This window comes from Herbiconiux sp. L3-i23 (assembly GCF_023734115.1).
GTDB lineage: Bacteria > Actinomycetota > Actinomycetes > Actinomycetales > Microbacteriaceae > Naasia.
Genome location: NZ_AP025737.1, coordinates 1,748,883 through 1,766,050 on the forward strand (window position 1 = coordinate 1,748,883; position 17,168 = coordinate 1,766,050).

At 69.2% G+C, this 17,168-nt stretch carries 21 protein-coding genes; 4 read left to right on the forward strand and 17 right to left on the reverse strand.

Annotated features, from left to right (window positions below):
• Positions 1-45 precede the first annotated feature (45 nt).
• A complete protein-coding gene (locus NGH83_RS08235) occupies positions 46-1,857 on the forward strand; it encodes a long-chain fatty acid--CoA ligase (protein ID WP_251855779.1) in 1,812 nt (603 codons plus the stop codon).
• 64 nt (positions 1,858-1,921) lie between these two features.
• On the opposite strand, the gene NGH83_RS08240 is transcribed toward NGH83_RS08235, so the two are convergent.
• The 8 genes from NGH83_RS08240 to NGH83_RS08275 all read right to left on the reverse strand — a co-directional run bounded on the left by NGH83_RS08240 (position 1,922) and on the right by NGH83_RS08275 (position 8,444).
• Entirely contained in the window at positions 1,922-3,499 is a 1,578-nt protein-coding gene (locus NGH83_RS08240; protein WP_251855780.1) for an alpha-amylase family glycosyl hydrolase, read from the reverse strand.
• Between the two features lie 47 nt (positions 3,500-3,546).
• Entirely contained in the window at positions 3,547-4,410 is an 864-nt protein-coding gene (locus NGH83_RS08245) for a PhzF family phenazine biosynthesis protein (protein WP_251855781.1), read from the reverse strand.
• Between the two features lie 63 nt (positions 4,411-4,473).
• Positions 4,474-4,683 (reverse strand): PspC domain-containing protein, encoded by a 210-nt coding sequence (locus tag NGH83_RS08250; RefSeq protein ID WP_251855782.1) that lies wholly within the window; start codon positions 4,681-4,683, stop codon positions 4,474-4,476.
• A 92-nt stretch (positions 4,684-4,775) separates the two neighbouring features.
• Positions 4,776-5,153: a DUF1801 domain-containing protein gene (locus NGH83_RS08255; protein WP_251855783.1), complete on the reverse strand. Its 378-nt coding sequence runs from the start codon at positions 5,151-5,153 to the stop codon at positions 4,776-4,778.
• A complete protein-coding gene (locus NGH83_RS08260) occupies positions 5,150-5,962 on the reverse strand; it encodes a nitroreductase family protein (RefSeq protein WP_251855784.1) in 813 nt (270 codons plus the stop codon). The genes NGH83_RS08255 and NGH83_RS08260 overlap by 4 nt, the downstream gene beginning before the upstream one ends.
• A 3-nt stretch (positions 5,963-5,965) precedes the next feature.
• The gene (locus tag NGH83_RS08265; RefSeq protein ID WP_251855785.1) at positions 5,966-6,304 is read right to left on the reverse strand and encodes a hypothetical protein; all 339 of its coding nucleotides are present in this window, start codon (positions 6,302-6,304) and stop codon (positions 5,966-5,968) included.
• Positions 6,305-6,376: 72 nt separating this feature from the next.
• A complete protein-coding gene (locus NGH83_RS08270; protein ID WP_251855786.1) occupies positions 6,377-7,000 on the reverse strand; it encodes a CYTH domain-containing protein in 624 nt (207 codons plus the stop codon).
• Between the two features lie 40 nt (positions 7,001-7,040).
• Positions 7,041-8,444, reverse strand: a complete 1,404-nt coding sequence (locus NGH83_RS08275; protein WP_251855787.1) for a hypothetical protein — start codon at positions 8,442-8,444, stop codon at positions 7,041-7,043.
• 94 nt (positions 8,445-8,538) lie between these two features.
• On the opposite strand from NGH83_RS08275, the gene NGH83_RS08280 reads away from it, so the two are divergent.
• Together NGH83_RS08280 and NGH83_RS08285 are read left to right on the forward strand one after the other, a co-directional pair.
• Positions 8,539-8,910 carry a hypothetical protein gene (locus tag NGH83_RS08280; RefSeq protein WP_251855788.1) on the forward strand — a complete coding sequence of 124 codons (372 nt, stop codon included), beginning with the start codon at positions 8,539-8,541 and terminating at the stop codon, positions 8,908-8,910.
• Between the two features lie 9 nt (positions 8,911-8,919).
• Positions 8,920-9,090, forward strand: a complete 171-nt coding sequence (locus tag NGH83_RS08285) for a hypothetical protein (RefSeq protein ID WP_251855789.1) — start codon at positions 8,920-8,922, stop codon at positions 9,088-9,090.
• A gap of 28 nt (positions 9,091-9,118) precedes the next feature.
• Here the strand turns inward: NGH83_RS08285 and NGH83_RS08290 are convergent, their stop codons facing one another.
• The 3 genes from NGH83_RS08290 to NGH83_RS08300 are packed head-to-tail and all read right to left on the reverse strand — an operon-like array spanning position 9,119 to position 11,272.
• A complete protein-coding gene (locus NGH83_RS08290) occupies positions 9,119-9,760 on the reverse strand; it encodes a DUF3349 domain-containing protein (RefSeq protein ID WP_251855790.1) in 642 nt (213 codons plus the stop codon).
• The gene (locus NGH83_RS08295; protein ID WP_251855791.1) at positions 9,757-10,044 is read right to left on the reverse strand and encodes a hypothetical protein; all 288 of its coding nucleotides are present in this window, start codon (positions 10,042-10,044) and stop codon (positions 9,757-9,759) included. The genes NGH83_RS08290 and NGH83_RS08295 overlap by 4 nt, the downstream gene beginning before the upstream one ends.
• A gap of 13 nt (positions 10,045-10,057) precedes the next feature.
• Positions 10,058-11,272: an inorganic phosphate transporter gene (locus tag NGH83_RS08300; protein ID WP_251855792.1), complete on the reverse strand. Its 1,215-nt coding sequence runs from the start codon at positions 11,270-11,272 to the stop codon at positions 10,058-10,060.
• Positions 11,273-11,392: 120 nt separating this feature from the next.
• On the opposite strand from NGH83_RS08300, the gene NGH83_RS08305 reads away from it, so the two are divergent.
• Complete coding sequence (locus NGH83_RS08305) at positions 11,393-12,310, forward strand: NYN domain-containing protein (RefSeq protein ID WP_251855793.1); 918 nt, start codon at positions 11,393-11,395, stop codon at positions 12,308-12,310.
• An 18-nt stretch (positions 12,311-12,328) separates the two neighbouring features.
• On the opposite strand, the gene NGH83_RS08310 is transcribed toward NGH83_RS08305, so the two are convergent.
• From NGH83_RS08310 to NGH83_RS08335, 6 genes are all read right to left on the reverse strand, one after another.
• Positions 12,329-13,729, reverse strand: coding sequence for an HNH endonuclease signature motif containing protein (locus NGH83_RS08310; protein WP_251855794.1), 1,401 nt, complete (start codon positions 13,727-13,729; stop codon positions 12,329-12,331).
• Positions 13,730-13,842: 113 nt separating this feature from the next.
• Positions 13,843-14,244 carry a YchJ family protein gene (locus NGH83_RS08315; RefSeq protein ID WP_251855795.1) on the reverse strand — a complete coding sequence of 134 codons (402 nt, stop codon included), beginning with the start codon at positions 14,242-14,244 and terminating at the stop codon, positions 13,843-13,845.
• Positions 14,245-14,261: 17 nt separating this feature from the next.
• Entirely contained in the window at positions 14,262-14,630 is a 369-nt protein-coding gene (locus tag NGH83_RS08320; protein ID WP_251855796.1) for a hypothetical protein, read from the reverse strand.
• Positions 14,631-14,664: 34 nt separating this feature from the next.
• Positions 14,665-15,129, reverse strand: coding sequence for a DUF3817 domain-containing protein (locus NGH83_RS08325; RefSeq protein WP_251855797.1), 465 nt, complete (start codon positions 15,127-15,129; stop codon positions 14,665-14,667).
• A 64-nt stretch (positions 15,130-15,193) separates the two neighbouring features.
• A complete protein-coding gene (locus tag NGH83_RS08330) occupies positions 15,194-15,898 on the reverse strand; it encodes a type 1 glutamine amidotransferase (protein WP_251855798.1) in 705 nt (234 codons plus the stop codon).
• The gene (locus NGH83_RS08335) at positions 15,895-17,157 is read right to left on the reverse strand and encodes a MurT ligase domain-containing protein (RefSeq protein ID WP_251855799.1); all 1,263 of its coding nucleotides are present in this window, start codon (positions 17,155-17,157) and stop codon (positions 15,895-15,897) included. The genes NGH83_RS08330 and NGH83_RS08335 overlap by 4 nt, the downstream gene beginning before the upstream one ends.
• Positions 17,158-17,168: the final 11 nt, after the last annotated feature.

A 17,168-nucleotide genomic window follows, 5' to 3' on the forward strand; every position in this document is an offset into this window, starting at 1 on the left:
CAGTCGACGCGGTCGGCGGAGCCCGCCGTCATAGGGTGAGTGTCGATGCCCGAAGAACTGCGCGAGACCTGGACCCCCGGTTACGGCACCGCGACGGCGGCGATGTCGCTGTGCTCGGTCGTGCTCGAACGCGCCCGCTCACGTCCCGGCAGCACGCTCGCCGAGATCAAGGGTGACGACGGCGGGTTCGTTCCGGTGACCGCGCAGCGCTTCCTCGATGACGTGCTCGCCACCGCCCGCGGCTTCGTCGCCCTCGGGGTCGAGCCCGGCGACCGGGTGGGCGTCATGGCGAACACCCGGTACGAGTGGTCGGTGCTCGATGTCGCGGGCCTCTTCGCCGGCGCGGTGACGGTGCCCGTCTATCAGACCTCCTCGGCGGACCAGCTGGCGTGGATCGTCACCGACTCGGCCCTCAAGGTCCTCGTCACCGAGAACCGGACGATGGCGGCGCTCGCCGACGCGCTGCTCGAGTCGTCGCCGCTCGAGCGCGTGCTGGTGCTCGAGGACTCCCCCGGCGCCCTCGCGGAACTGCGGACCGCGGGCGCCGAGATCGACGAGGAGGTCGTGCTCGAGCGTGCCGCCGCCGCCGACCTCGACACACTCGCCACCATCGTGTACACCTCCGGCACGACGGGCCGACCCAAGGGCGTCGAGCTGACCCACGGCAACTTCGTCACCCACATCGTGAACGGGGTCGACGACCCGAATCTCGGCGGGGTCGTCAAGGGCGAGGACAAGCGCACCCTGCTGTTCCTCCCGCTCTCCCACGTCTTCGGCCGGTTCATCAACTACCTCTGCATGTATTCGGGCAGCGTCATCGGCTACACCCCCAGCACGAAGACGCTCGTCGCCGACCTGCAGGCGTTCCGTCCAACCTGGCTTCTCGCGGTGCCGCGCGTATTCGAGACCTTCTACAACTCCGCGAACGCCCTCTCCGGGACGGGTGTGAAGCAGCGGATCTTCCAGTGGGCGTCGAAGACCGCGCAGGCCTACTCGCGATCGCTCGACACCGGCGGGCCCTCGCCCGTGCTGGCGGCGCGCATGAAGGTCGCCGACCGGCTGGTGTTCCAGAAGATCCGCGCCGTCATGGGCGGACAGGTCACCTACGCGATCTCGGGCGGCGCCCCGCTCGCCGTCTGGCTCGGGCACTTCTTCCGCGGCATCGGCATCACCGTCATGGAGGGGTACGGCCTGACCGAACTGTCGGCTCCCACCGCCGTGAACCGGCCGGGGCTCATCAAGATCGGCAGCGTCGGCGCTCCCTACCCCGGCACGGGTGTGCACATCGCCGACGACGGCGAGATCCTCGTGAAGGGGCCGAACGTCTTCCGCGGCTACCGCGGCGACCCGGACGCGACGGCCTCCGAGTTCGTCGACGGCTGGTTCGCGACGGGCGACTACGGCCGGCTCGACTCCGACGGCTACCTCTACATCGTGGGGCGCAAGAAGGAGATCATCATCACCGCGGGCGGCAAGAACGTGCAGCCCGCCGGCCTCGAGAACCTGCTCCGATCGCATCCGATCATCTCGGAGGTCGTCGTCGTCGGTGATGAGAAGCCGTTCATCGGCGCGCTCATCGCCCTCGACGAGGCGATGCTCGAGGGGTGGCTGAAGAGCAAGGGGCGCCCCGCTCTGTCGCTCGCCGACGCCGCGAACGACGAGACGGTTCGGGCGGCGCTCGATGAGGAGATCGCCCGTGCGAACCAGTCGGTGTCGCGTGCCGAGGGCATCCGCAAGTACGTGATCCTGCCGCGTGCCCTCAGCGAGGAGCAGGGCGAGCTGTCCGCGTCGCTGAAGGTGCGGCGCAAGGTCGTGCTCGAACACTTCGCCGACGAGTTCGACTCGCTCTACCGCTAGGCGAGGTGCCCGGTTCTGCGGGTGTTTCGGCGTCCGCACCCGCAGAACCGGGCACCTCGTCCGGTCAGTCCGGGATGATCCAGGCTGCCGCGTCGGCGGGCAGGCGACCGTCCATCTGCGGCGCGGAGGCGAGCACGACCTGCCCCTCCGGCAGTACCGCGGGGTTGTCGCCCATCGCGACGGCGATCATCGCCCCGCGATCCCGGCGGCACACGAGCAGACCGTCGTCGGCGAGCGACCACTCGGCGCCCTCGTCGGCGGCGAACACCCCGTCGGCCAGCAGTCGCTTGCGCGTCGCGATCGCCGTACGGAAGAGGTGCAGCGTCGACTCGTCGGTCGCCTCCTGCACGTCGACGGCGTTCTCGCCCCACCAATCGGGCGTCGGCAGCCACGGCGGAGTCACGGCGCCCTCCGGGACGAAACCGTGGTGGCGATCCGTCGATCGCGTCCACGGCATGGGCACCCGCACGCCATCGCGGGACACTCCGCCGCGGAACCACATCGGATCCTTCCGCGCGTCGAGGGGCACGTCGACCTCGGGCAGTCCGAGCTCCTGACCCTGGAACACGTAAGCGCCCCCGGGGAAGCCGAGCACCGACAGCAATCCGGCCCGCGCCCTTGCGAGCCCGCGCTCCCCGCCGCCGAACCGCGTGACCGAGCGCACGAGGTCGTGGTTCTCGAGCGCCCATGTGGGTGACGCCCCGTACTCGCGGCGGACGGCATCGAGCTCGCGGCCGACCTCGAGCCACTGATCGGGCTCCCAGCCCAGCCGCGCGAACGAGAAGGCGAAAGTCTGGTGCAGCTCGTCGGCGCGGGTGTAACGCGCCGAACGCGCCGGAATGAGGTTGACCTCGCCGACCAGCAGGCGTGGCGGCCGGTACTCCTCGGCGACCCGCCGCCAGCGGCGATAGACATCGTGAACCGGTTCCTGGTCCATCGCGAGCGGGTTCGATCGGAGACCGTCGATGACGGTGGGAACGACCTCGGAGTCGGGCAGCCCCTCGGTCTTGAACAATCCGTGCGCGACGTCGACGCGCACGCCGTCGACGCCGCGGTCGAGCCAGAACCGCAGCACGCCCTCGAAGTAGTCGCCGACAGCGGGGTTGCGCCAGTTCCAGTCGGGTTGGGCCGGGGAGAACAGGTGTAGGTACCACTGCGTGTCGTCGGCCGAATCGGGTGCGACCCGCGACCAGGCGGGGCCGCCGAAGACGCTCAGCCAGTTGTTCGGCGGGGTCTGCGGATCCCGCCCCTGCGCGAAGTGGAACAGCTCCCTCTCGGGTGACCCCGGCCCTGCCGCGACGGCGGCGATGAAGCGCTCGTTGTCGACCGAGGTGTGGTTCGGTACCAGGTCGACGAGTACCCGGATGTCGAGCGCGTGCGCATCGGCGAGGAGCTCGTCGAAGTCGGCGAGGGTGCCGAATAGGGGGTCGACATCGCAGTAGTCGCTCACGTCGTAGCCCTGATCCACCCCGGGCGACGGTTGGAACGGCGTCAACCAGATCCCGTCGACGCCGAGCGAGGCGATGTAGTGCAGATGTTCGATCACGCCGCGGAGGTCGCCGATGCCGTCCGCGTCCGTGTCGGCGAATGACCGCGGGTACACCTCGTAGATGACTCCCGTCTCCCACCACCGCTCGTCCATTCGCGACACGGTAGACGGGAAGGCATCGAGTTCCGTGAGCGTCGGCCTCAGTCGGCGATGGCGGCGGCGCCGCCGCTGACGCGGATCCCGCCGATCGCCGGGATGTCGACGAGCAGCGAGCTGGGGCGCCCCACGTGGCGCCCTTGCAGGATCGTCACGGTCGCGGGAGCCTCCACGAGACCGAGGTCTCGCAGGTACCCGCCGAGCGCGGCGGCCGCCGACCCCGTCGCCGGATCCTCGGTCATGGTGCCGACGGGGAACAGGTTGCGGGCCTCGAATCTCGCGTCGTCGAGTGCGCGGAGCACGGTGACGGTGCCGCTCCATCCCTGCTCGTCCATGAGCGCGCGCATCGATGCGGCGTCGAAGGTGAAGCCGTCGAACACCGTCTCGTCGGCGAGGACGACGATCGGATGCCGATTGCCCGCGTAGGCGACCTTCACCGGGTAGTCGGTGTCGAGCGCATCCTCCTCGAGGCCGAGCAGCGAGAGCAGCCGGGTCAGTACTGCGGGGTCGAGCGGACGGACCTCGGGGTCGACGCTCGTGAAGGTGGCGACGATCGGGCCGTCCGGGAACGGCTGCCCGGTGTGGATGACGACCTCGCCGACGGCGGTGTCGAAGTGGAAGGTGCCGTCGCCCTCACGCTCGGCGAGGGCGACCGCGGTCGCCACGGTGGCGTGACCGCAGAACGGGACCTCGGCGATCGGTGAGAAGTAGCGCAGCGCGAAGCGGGGTTCCGCATCGTCGGAGCGTCCGGTGACGAACGCGGTCTCGGCGAAGCCGACCTCGGCCGCTGTCGCCTGCATGTCGGCATCGGTCATCGAGGACGCGTCGAGCACGATGCCGGCCGGGTTGCCTCCCCCGGGTTCGGCGGCGAAGGCGGCGTACCGGAGGACCTCAGGCTCTGCGCTCATCCGTCAAGCCTGCCTCGCCGTGGCGCTCAAGGCCAATCGTCGGGCGCAAGACGGCGGAGCGTGTCAGGGGACCGACCGGGCGCGGGCGGCGCGATCCTCTCCGGGGATGACGATCCACATGACGATGTAGATGAGGATCTGCGGGCCGGGCAGTAACAGGGACACGATCGCGAGGACGCGGACGAGGCCCACCGACCAGCCGAACCGCTTCGCGAGTGCGGCGCAGACACCGGCGATCATGCGGCCGCTGACGGGACGTACGAGGGAGGTCATGCGCCTACGATCCTCCGCACCGCGGCTCATGGCAATCGGGGTATCCCCCGGCACCGAGGTGGTTTACCGGACCGGCGGTCACCGCTCGCCGGCTACTGGGTCGCGGCGATCCAGTCGCGGAGGATGTGCTGCACCGATGCTCGCCGCTCGGAGATCTCGGCGGAGTCACGGAAGGCGAGCACCGCCCTCTCCCCTGACTTCCACTCGAGCAGCCCGTCCGGATCATCGATCTCGGAGGGCAGGTCGGCGCCGCTCTTCTTCGCTCCCGCGTGCAGGATGAGCAGCAGCGGACGGGAAGGGCGGATGTGCATGGTCGCGAAGTGCTCGGCGATGGTGAAGCTCGGCGAGTTCCACTTCACCTCTTCGCGGATGCGCGGGTCGGCCTCGAGGATCACCTCGCGCAGCGCTTGAACGGAAACCGACGCGGCGCCGGCATCGACGCCGTCGGCATGACGCTGGTCGGCGGTCACCGCTCGCCGGGGACGAGCGGCTCGTCCCAGCCCTGCTGCGGGTTGTCCACCGTCTCGCGGAAGACGTACTGCGACGCGAGTTTGCGCTGGTGACTCGACCAGTCGATGGCCGGTCGGCGCTGCTCGGGCGGGAGGTAGCCGAGCCGGTAGACCGCCATGAGTTCGTACTCGGCGGGCACCTTCAACAGGTCGACGATGAGATCCCACTTGCCGGGGACCTCCATCGGGAAGGAGACGAACTGGATCCCCATGCCGAGTTCGAGGGTCGACAGCCACACGTTCTCCATCGCGGCGCCCATGCTGAACACCGAGTAGAACGACGACAGTTCGCCCGGCCGGTACTCGGATCGGTCGAGCATGACGCCGAGGAGGAGCGGTGACCCGGCGACGAGCTTGCGGTTCTCCTCGCCGAGGGTGTGCGGCACGCGCAGGGTGTTCATGAGTTTCTGCCCCCGCGAGGTGAAGGCCTGGCTCGTGAAGGGGCGAAGCGGTGCGGGAAGCTTGTCGAACAGCATCCCGTCGCGACGGCGCTCCATCTCGTCCTTGCTGAAGCGGAAGTACGGCTTGTAGCGCTCGAAGAACGTCCCGTTCGACATCGCCTCGGTCATGCTCTCGCCGCTGATGCGCGCCACGGTCTCGATGGTGTCCCGGTTCTCGACGAGCACGAAGCGCCACGGCTGACTGTTGAGCTGCGACGGCGCTCGCCCCGCGAGTTCCATCAGCGTGCGCTGATGCTCCTCGGACACCGGGTCGGGCAGGAAGTGCCCGTTGGTCGTCTTGCGTCGACGGATGGCGTCGAAGAGCTCCACGCGCTACCTCCAGGATCGGATCAGGCCGGCGAGAAAGAAGGGGGCCGCCGACAGCGCCACCGCGTAGTGCCGCTTCGAGTGCGTCCCGGCGTACGGGATGACCGCGAGCGGGACAGCTGCCGGAGCGAGCAGCACCGTCGCCTCGACCGCCTCGCGACGGGGTTTCGCCCACAGCGCGCTCGTCGCCGCGGCTCCCGCCAGGGTTGCGGTGGTGATGTAGATGGCGTGGTGCACCCAGCGGAAGTTGCGGGTGTCGACGAGGCGCAGGGCGACGCTCGCGCCGAGCGCGCAGTTGAGGACGTAACTCGCGGTCGCCGCGGTGAAAAACGCCCGTGCCCTCACACTCGGAAGTCTCCCACAGCGCAGTCTGAACAGCGCCTGCGAGAGTGCCCATCGACGCCCGAGCGGAAGGTGTCAGAACGTGGGCAGGGGTTCCCGACCGAGCGCGCGGGCGAGCTTCGACGCGGCGGGTGACGGGACTGCGCCGGCCGCGAGGAGACGCTCTTCGATCCGATCGAGCACCGCCGCTCGCTCGTCGCGCCCGGCGGGTGCGTCGGAAAGCAGCTCTGCCTCCCATTCGCGCCACACTCGCGTCTCGCCCACGTCGACCCTGCGCCCGGTGACCCGGTCGTCGGCGATCTCGGCGACCTCGACTTCCCCGGCCACCAATGTGGCCGTCGTCCTGTCGGTCTGCAGCTCGACGACCGGGACCAACTCGGCGTCGCCGATGAGATCCGCGATGAGCCCGCGCAGCTCGGCGGGCACCTGGTCGGTGCCGAGCGGAGCCTGATGCTCGACGCGACCGTCGTCGCCGGGGGTCTTGAGGTGCCACCCGGAGTCGTGTCCGCCCTCTCGGCGGCGCAGGGTGATCCGGTTCTGCGCGAGGACATGGTCGCGGGTGTCGTAGTAGTCGGCCCGCAGAGCGAAGCGGTCGAATTCGACCTCGTATCCGAGCGACGCGAGATGCGGGATCGACGCCTCCGTCGGGACGTCGTACTTGCGCTCGGTCTCGACCCCGACCCTCACCTCGCCGCTCATACTCCGAGGGTAGTTCGACGGCGGTGGACCTACCTGCTGATCAGACGCGGACCTCGTCATCCTGCGACGAGAGGGCAGCCGACGGGAGAGCCGCCTGAATACTCGGATCGACCTCCACCTCGTCGACCGAGCGCAGTCGTGGAGGTGATGCCGACCATGCCTTGAGGCGTTGACCGACGTCGCCGTAGCTCGTGTCGATCGCGGCGAGGACGGAGTCGATGAAGGACCCCCTGCCGGTTCCTCGCTTCGTCCCCATCGGGTGGACCTGCGCGACGCGGAAGGACTTGATCTCTTTCGCAGGATCGAGGATCAGCTTCGCCGGTGCCTCACGGACCTCGCGCAGGAGTTCCGCCGTTCCGGCTCGCGCTCGCGCCGCGAACGCTTCGACTCGAACGGTTTCGGGAGCGTCCTTAAGTTGCCGGACCAGCCAGTTGACGCGAGTCGTGGCGCGGCCCTCCCTGGGCGCATCGATCTCGAAAGAGCAGGTGATCTTCGAGGCACGGAAGTCCGCTTCCACCACGAGATTCGACACCGCATTCGGCACCTTGATGGCCGCGCGAAGGTACCCGTCGCTCGCGAGGCCTGCGACCAGCGCCGAGTTCCGTGAACCCGGATCCACGAGTTCCTGACGCGAGAGAGCCGGGACCACTTCCGTCCCAAGCCGCCGTCCGAGCTGGAGGCAGGCGTACCGGATCAGCGCATCGAAGCGTGCGGTGACCTCCGACGCAGTCTTGTCCCCGACTCGAAGCGTCCGGGCAGTCACCGCCTCGCGAACGCCGACCCAGTTCGGACCCATGTCGTCGAAGGACAGAGCACCAGATCGTGGATGTTCGAGATATCGGATCAGCTCCCCGAGAATCCATGCCTGATCGGGGTCGGCGACACCGCGGTATTCCTTCTGCATCACCGCTTGTGTCACGACTTCGGTCCATGACCAGTGATGGAGATCGACCTTCTTCAATTTGCGTTTGTCGACGTTCGTCGGGTGCATTCCGACCGCGGGCGGCAGCTCATTCGAAATGGTGACCAACGCCTGAAAACCGTGCTCGCGAGCGACGTCGAGATAGTTCTCGAGCTGCTCCCCCGACAGTTGATTCGACCCCGTCTTCACCTCCACGAGAGCCGTCCACTCCTTGCCGCCTCGCCGCGTGCGGATGAGCCCGTCGGGGAACACCCGCTTGTCACCGACCATGAAGGGAACCTCGATGAAGGTCTCGATGGCTCCCGCGGGTGCACCAAGAGGTCCGATGAGGGTGCGGCCGAACTCGCGAACGGATGACATCACGGCAAGAAGCGCGGACGTCGCGCGACGCTCTTGTTCTTCCGCCCCGTTGATCCCGGACGTCGGAATCAGACGCGCCGCATTCCAGGCACTTTCTTCGGTCATGTCAGCTCCCCGCCTTTTCGGGCCGCATTCCTGGCCCTCCGAAATAGAGGCTGGCATTCGGGGTTCGCTGGGCGATATACCCAGTTCCGGTCACATAGGATCACCTCGATTCCGTCCTATGCGAGGGCAGGAAAGAGACGATCGAGGTGACGTGGCTGAATCCTCCGCAGCACCGGTGACGCCCGACGGGCGGTATCTCGTCGTGCGCGGGCGCCTCTGGCGTCGGGCGAATCCGGGGCTGTCCGACGAGGAGCGGTCGGCGCTGGTGCACGAGCTGATGGATGCACGCCGCGCCAAGAAGGCGGCCTTCGGCATCGACGATGCCGACGCGGTGCGCGCAGCGCGCGACCGGGTCGACGCCGCCAAACGGGGTCTCGGGGAGCGTGGGCCGGTGTGGTGGGACGACGGCGCACCCGACCTCAACCGTCACCTCGCGCGCAACACCCCCTACGCCGAGTGGTTCGCGAGCGTCGACGACGATTCTGCTGCCGAGGGTGAGGATCCTGCAGCGGAGGATGGGTAGCGTTCAGTCATGACCTCGAACAGCGACGGCCGTCCCGACGACGACGCAGCGCACTTCCCCGACATCCCCGAGCTCGAGTACGACGAGAACATCGCGCCGCGCCCCGAAGAGGATGCGGCCGACGCCGCACGCTCCGAACCCGACCTGACGGACCGCGCGGGGACCGACGGTCGCGACTAGCCGCGTTCGGTGGCCCGTCGCCTGGCCGTCAGACGGGGAAGTCGACGGGCCACCCGTGCTCGACGAGGGAGCGGCGGACGCGCTCGATGTCGTCCTCGGACGGCAGCGCCGACGTCACCTCGGCGATGGCCGATCCGACATCGACGCGGGTCGGCGGGAGCGCCCCCTCGGCCGATAGGCGCGCGGCGACCTCGATGACCTCGGCGTCGGTGAGTCGGCGACGCAGCAGCGCGACCAGCGGGATGAAGTCGTTCTCGGGCAAGCCCATCGGGTAGCCCTCGCGCAGCCAGCGCACCACCCGCGTCACGAGCCCCACTCGATCCCCCGGGGCGGGCGCGTCGTCGATGGGACGGCCGAGCGGCCATCCCGCGCTCGCCAGCCGGCCCGCCACGCGCGCGACGTCGCTCGGCAACGCCGGTCCCTGGAGCAACTCCTCGATTCGACGCCGCACCGCGTCGACCTCGAGTTCGAGCCCGTCCGCGGCAAGGGTCGCCGCGTCGGCGACGAGCCCGTCGACGACGACGGCGATCTCGCTCGGGGTCAGGCTGCGTTGGAGGATGCCGAGCAGGGCGACATAGTCCTCCTCCGGCACGCCATCGGGGTATCCCGCACGCAGCCAGCCGACGACCCTCGCGACGATGCCGTCGTCCGACTTCGCGTCGTCTGTCATTCCTTGTCCACCACCATCGGGATGATGTTCTCGAAGCTGACTTCCTTGCCGAAACCGGTGGCGATGATGACCGTCAGACCGACGAGTACCGCCACGATGACGAGCACGTAGCAGAGAACACCGAGCGCCCGGAACGCGGGTCGTTGCGTGCGTCCGTCGTCGTGCGCTCCACCGGCGATGGCGAAGGAGCGGACCCCGAGGGCGAACAGCGTGGGAAGGCCGGCGCCGAGCAGCAGCGCAGCGAGGGCCACCTGCCAGGCGGCGTCGAGGAACAAAGGGAACATTTCGAAAAGCTCCTTAGACCGTCGTCGACTTCTTCTCGGGCGAGCGGCGCTTGTCCTGCCACTCGTCGTTGACGTTGTGGGCGCCGACCGCGTTCTGGCGCGACCGGATGAACATGAAGAGCGCGAGAGCGGCGAGGATGACGACGATGATGATGCCGCCGACCGCTCCCCCGGCGAGATGACCGATGTACCACATGATGGCTCCCACGGCCCCGGCCGCCGGAATGGTGATGACCCACGCGATGACCATGCGCAGGGCGACCCGCCAGCGCACCTCGGCTCCCGGTCGTCCGACCCCGGAGCCCAGGATGGATCCGGTCGCGACGTGGGTGGTCGACAGCGCGAAACCGAGGTGGCTCGAGGCCAGGATGACCGCCGCCGACGAGCTCTCCGCCGCCATTCCCTGCGGGGTGTTGATTTCGACCAGGCCCTTGCCGACGGTGCGGATGATGCGCCACCCGCCGATGTAGGTGCCCGCCGAGATCGCCAGGGCGCAGCTGATCTTAACCCAGAGAGGCACCGACTCGGTGTCGTCCCAACCTCCGGCGGCGATCAGGGCGAGCGTGATGACGCCCATCGTCTTCTGAGCGTCGTTCGTGCCGTGGGCGAGTGAGACGAGCGACGCGCTGCCGATCTGACCGATGCGGAAGCTGCGGTCCGTGAACCTGCCGGCGAGGTTGCCGATGACCCGGAACACCAGCCAGGTGCCGATCGCGGCCACGACTCCGGCGAGCACGGGCGACATCAGGGCGGGCAGGATCACCTTGCCGACGACGCCGTCGAGCTTCGTGCCGTCGCCCGCCCAGTTCACGCCCACCCAGCCGAGGCCCGCGATGGTCGAGCCGATCAGGCCGCCGAACAGGGCGTGCGAGGAGCTCGAGGGCAGGCCGAGCAGCCAGGTGAGCAGGTTCCAGATGATTCCGCCGATGAGTCCGGCGAGCACGATGAGCAGCAGCGCCGAGCCGCCGTCCTCCAGCAGCGCTGGGTCTGGTGCGCCATCCGAATCCTGGATCTTCACCACCGCGTTCGTGACGGTCAACGCGACCTCGACGCTGAGGAAGGCGCCCACGAGATTGAGCACCGCGGAAAGGGTGACGGCCACCTTGGGCTTCAGGGCTCCGGTCGCGATGGACGTCGCCATCGCGTTGGCCGTGTCATGGAAGCCGTTGGTGAAATCGAACGCGAGTGCGGTGATCACGACCAAGACGAGAAGCACGATTGGATCCACGCAGAGGAGCATGCGCCTGCTGCCCCGCTTGCTCAATAGCTGGACAGTCGGGGACGGGCACGTTCACCGATTGTTCACGCGGTCGGCGCGATAGCCTCGGGCGACGACGGAGGGATCACCGTGGCCGAAGCCCAGCCGGAAGCACGCGTCGGGGTCTATATCGACTTCGACAACATCGTCATCTCGCGCTACGACGAGGTGCACGGCGACGGCTCATGGCGCTCGGACAACGCTCGCTCCGTTTCCCCCGTCCCGTCGGGTGCGACGCCGACGGGCATCGCGGCGAAGCTGGCTCGGGCTCGCATCGATGTCGGCGCGGTGCTCGACTACGCGTCGTCGTTCGGCACGATCGCGCACAGCCGCGCCTACGCCGACTGGTCGGTGCCGGCCAACGCGGGCTATCGCGACCAGCTCGTCGAGCGGGCGGTCGACCTCACCCAGCTCTTCCCGACCACGCGTGGGCTCAAGAACGGCGCCGACATCCGCCTGGCCGTCGATGTCCTCGAGGATCTGTTCCGGCTGCCGGATCTGACCCACATCGTGATCGTCGCCGGCGATTCGGATTACATCCCGCTCGCGCAACGCACGAAGCGGCTCGGGCGTTACGTCGTGGGCGTCGGCGTCTCGGGCAAGACGAGCAAGGCCCTCGTCGCGGCCTGCGACCGATTCCAGATGTACGACGCGATTCCCGGCACCACGGTGGTCGACGACTCCCGCGAACCCGATCGCACCGGCTCGCGCGCGAAGGGCGAACCGTCGATCACCGAGGCGCCCGCCGAGCAGGCCGCTCCGACGGCGACCGGAGACCGCGCGGCGTCACGACTGCTGGTGCGCGCGCTCGAGCTCGGCCAGGAGAAGAGCGACGATGACGACGAGTGGCAGAACGCTGCAGGGGTGAAGTCGCTGATGAAGCGCATGGATCCGGCGTTCAACGAGCGGGTACTCGGCTACAAGACGTTCACCGACTTCGTGAAGTCGCGGTCGAACCTCGCCGAGGTGAAAGTCGACGGCCAGCAGCGGATGGTGCGTCTGCGCTGAACGCACCACTCCCGTCCGCTAGATCGGTGGACCGAGGTCGGCGGGGGTGCGTCGTCGTCCGCCGCGTCGGGGTGTGCGAGAGGCGTCGAGGTGTCGGGGTGGGGTGAACCACGGTACCCCGTTCGTGATGGTGAGGGTCCAGCCGTCTTCGTCGAAGCGTCGGTGGTGGAAGTGGCAGAGCAGGATGCCGTTCTCGATATCCGTCCGCCCACCTTGCGACCAGGGGATGATGTGGGCGGCGTCGCACCATCGGGGCGGGGCGGTGCAACCGGGCCATTGGCAGCCGCCGTCCCGGGCGGCCATCGCCCGGCGTTGTGCACGGGTGAAGAACCGGCGGGTCGTGCCCAGCCACAACGGTTGACCCTCGCAGTCGAGGACCACGGTGACCACATTCGCCGACGAGGCCAAGTGCTGGCCGGTGCGGGCGGAGATCAAGCCGTCGACGCCCTCGATCCACGCCTCGCCGACGCCGGTCGAGTACGCCTCATCGATCATGTGCAACACGAGGGTCGTGTCGACCCCGCCCATCTCGCCGTCGTCGGCGCTAAGAGACTCGCGCATGATGTCGACGAACGCGTCGAGCCGCTTCTGCTCCCAGGTTCGGGAGTCGTACTCGGGTGCGCTTTCGAGGTCGCCCTCTTCTTCGCCGACCTCGGTGAACCGGACCTGACGGCGCGGCGCGGTGCGGGCATCCATCGCGGCGCGCACGAACGCGGCCTGCTCGGGCGGGGCTTCGGCGGTGAACCGGACGCTGCCGTCCTCCAACTCGCGTTCCCGCCACGCCCGCCGAGCCCGCCGGGCCGCTTCCCGCGGCTCGATGCCGTCGGGATCGAACCGACCTGGCAACGCCCGGCAGACATCCGCGAGCATGACCGCGTCCCACTCCTGCAGCGCCCCATCCACGAGGAAATCCTCGACACCCTCGAGCTGCTCTAGCGAAGCGTTCGGGGCGATGGCGACCAGCGTCCGAACGATCACCGCCGCAGACCGGGCCGGTAACTCACCATCGGCGAGAGCCTGGCTGACGCTCGGGTAGTAGCTGGGCAGGATCTCACCGGTCAAACCCTCTCGCGGCGACAGCGCCAATCCGAGCCGGGCCTGCACGGCGACATCGACCTCCGCAGCGCCGGTGCGCTTGGCCAGCAGCGCCGCCGCACTCTTTTCACCCAAGCGCCGGCTGAGCGGATCGGGAACGGTGCGCTCACTCCTCCGCGCGACCTCACCGGCCGCGGCGATGAACGCCGCCTCGGCCAGCCGCACCACCTGCGCGGCGTGCTCAGCGAACGCCAGCAGATCGGTGTCGGCCGACCCCATCAACGATTCGACCAGGGTCGACGGGTTCCCGGCGCTGAGGGTCTGGCCACGGGTGGACAGCAGCGCGGCCTGTTCGGCCAGCAGTGCCACGGTGTCCGTTCCCATGACTGCACTCTGCCAGCAGCCACCGACATCAGCAGGACCAAATCAGCCCTGATCAGCGCAACCTTCGACCAATGCTTGAAGCGACTTTCCGACAGCGCCCGAGCGGGCTGGCCTCAGTCGAGGATGTCCCCGTCGACGTACTTCCAGGCTCCGCCCACGCGACGGAAGCGGCTGCGCTCGTGCAGCACGTTCACGCCACCGCCTGAGCTCCGGTAGGTGGCGCGGAACTCGACCACACCCTCCTCGTCCGCAGCGGTCCCCGCGACGACGTCGACGATCTGCAGACGCCGCCACGCGGTGTCGTCGTCCGTCGAGACCGAGCGGGGACGCGTGCTCGGATGCCAGCTGTCGAGGAGATAGTCACCGCACCCCAAGACGAAGGCGCTGTAGCGCGACCGCATCAGCTGCTCCGCGGTCTCCACCGGTTCGCCGGCGTGCACGGGACCGCAACACTCCGAGTAGGAGACGCTGCTGCCGCAGGGGCATCGGTCAGAGGCGGCGACGGGATCGTTCATGCGAAACCTGAATCCGCTCAGCGCGCGGCACGACCGGCGGCGCGCGCGGCCACGGCGGCGGCACCGACGGTGATCAGCACGATCGCGACCCGACGCACTGCCGAGCGCTCACGGCCGCGCGTGCGATTGCGGTCGGCGAAGACGCCGCCGCGCGAACGGGAGGACATGAACGACACCGTCGAGGCGTGCGAGCCGATCGACAGCAGCGACAGCGACGAGGCGATCGCGAGCAGGGAGGCGAACGACCCGACGGAGGCGACCGAGGCGAACGAGCCGACCGAACCGATCGACAAGGACGATCCGACCGATCCGACGGAGAGGAACGAGCCCCTCGACGCGATGGAGAGGACCGAGTCCACGGAGCGCACCGACAGTCGCGACGTCATGCCGCCATTATGCGCCAGGTGCTCGCGTCGGCCGTCACGCTGCGTCGCGGCCGGGAGGGCCGACGACGAGCAGCGCGGCGAACGCGGCGACCACGACGACACCCGCGACGACCGCGAGCAGCCTGGGCCGTCGCAGCCACCATCGCAGCAACCGGTCGGCGAGACTGCCATCGCGGGGGTCGTCGGAGGTCTCGGTGCGCCATCCTCCGTCGAGCGCGCCGGCGCGCACGAACCTCACTTCGGCGGGGATCGACGCGAAAGGCACGACCGCGCTCGCCAGGGCGACGATCGCACGACCCGCCGACCACCGCTGATTGATCGCGACGACCACGACGATGACGACGAAGGCGAGGAACACGAAGCCGTGCAGCGCCCCGCCGATGCTCACACCCCAGTCACCCGCGCGGAACACGTACTTCTGCAGCATCCCCGCGATCAGGAGTGCCCAGGTGACGGCTTCGGCGATCGCCGCGGCACGGAAGAGACGCAACGGCGTCATCGATGTCCTTTCGGTGAGGCGGAACAGTCGCTTCGCCGTCGCGCGAGCGCCGGCGAAGGGCGCGTCAGCGGGCGGAGCCCATCAGTCGTGCGGACACCCGCGCGGCGATCGCATCCGCCCGGGCCGACATCTCGCTGGCGACCACGGTGACGCCGGCGTCGGCGAGCAGCGCGTCGGCGAGAACCGGATTGCGGGCGAGCACGGGCCCGTGCAGGTGCGTGCCGTAGACCGACTGCCAGCGGATTCCCTCGGCTCCTTCGCCGTTGCCGGTCCCCGTCAGCACAGTGCCGAGAGGTTCGGCCGGTGAGGCGAGGACGAAGCCGCGCGCGTGGTTCTCGTATCCGGTCAGCGTGCCGTAGCGGGACTCCACCACGAGATCGTCGGCGCTGCGCGTCGCCAGCGGCGTCGCCTCTCCCGGCACGATCCCCAGGCCGTCGACGATCGTGCCGTCGCCGAGCGGGATCGCACGGCCGAGCAGCTCCATGCCGGTTCCGACCGCGAGCAGCGGCACCCCGTCGCCGAGCCACGAGGTGAGCGTCGCCACCATCGGTGCGAGGGCGTCGCGGGTGCGCCGGAGCGCCGAGTCGACCCCGGAGCCGAGCACGATGGCCGTCGGTCGCTCCGCGGGCAGCGGCTCCCCCGCCGCGACGGGAACGAGATCGGCGTCGTGGCCGGCCCACCGCAGGCGCGCCACGAGCACGGCCGCGTTCCGCGCATCGCCGTTGACATCGGTCAGCTGGGGAAGCAGCTGCAGGATTCGGAAGGTCACTGTGCCAGTCCCAGGTGTGAGCGGGTGCGCCGCATCGAGTCGGCGGTGAAGACGATCGTCTTGGTGCCGCGTGCCGGATCGGGCAGCGCGAGGAACCGGTCGAGCGCCACCGTCAGGTCCGGCTCGATCTCGTCGACGTCGACGCCCTGGTAGAGCAGCTGCAGTGCGATGTCGTCGGCCTTCGATCCGGAGACGATGCGTGCGCGGCCGATGCGCGACGAGTCGACCGGCCAGAAGTACGAGGGATCGCGGACATCCGAGCCCATGGCCACAAGCACCTGATCGAGGTCCTCATCGAGCTCGTCGACGTTCAGTTGGAAGCTGGCGGGGTTCTGCACGAGCACGAACTCGACGTCCTTGCCCCGCACCGTCACCACCTCGCCTCGTCCGAAGACGGCGGGCATGGCGGAGATCGCAGAGACCGCGACGCTCGCGTCGAACGAGTCGCCGAGCAGATCGCGCGCCGCGGCGAGGGCGGCGGCGGCGTCGACCGCGTAGTGCACGCCCCGCGCCGGGAGGCCCACCTCGTGCGTCGCACCGTCGAAGGCGATGGTCGCCTGCCGACCGGCGACCGCGGTGACCATCGTGCCGCCGTCGTGCCGGGCGTCGCTCGTCTTCGCATAGCCGAGCCCGCGCGGCGACGAGGCCAGCACCGCCTCGGTGACACCGAACCGCTCGACGACGACGTCGCCGCCCTCGGGGGCGACGGAGCCGACGAGGGCGTCGTCGGCGTTGAGGATCAGGGAGCCGGTCGCGGTCGCGGCGATTCGCCGCAGCATGCCGACGACCTTCTCGGAGTCGTGGAACCGGTCGATCTGATCGGTCATCACGTTCGTGAGCACGACGCTGCGCGCCCGGAACCGGTCGGACAGGAGCGCGCCGTGCCCTTCGTCCATCTCGAGGACGGCGAGGTCGGCGTCGATACGCCCGGTCAGATCGGCGCGTTCGAGGAGAGCGGAGGTGAGCCCCTGGCTGATGTTCGCGGTCGACGGATTGGTGAACACGCGTTTGCCGTGCGCTTCGAGCACGGTGACGAGCATCTTCGTCGTCGTCGACTTGCCGGACGACCCGCTGACGACGACGAGGCCCTCGGGGAAGCCGGAGAGCACGGACCCGAGGAAGGCGGGCGCGACTCGATTGACGACGAGTCCCGGCACCGCGGACCCGCCTCCGCGTTTGCGCAGCCGCGCCGCGACGCGCACCGCCCGTCCGAGCAGGACCGCGGGGATCCAGCGGGCCCCGGTCGTTCGGTTCGTCATGCCTCCAGTCT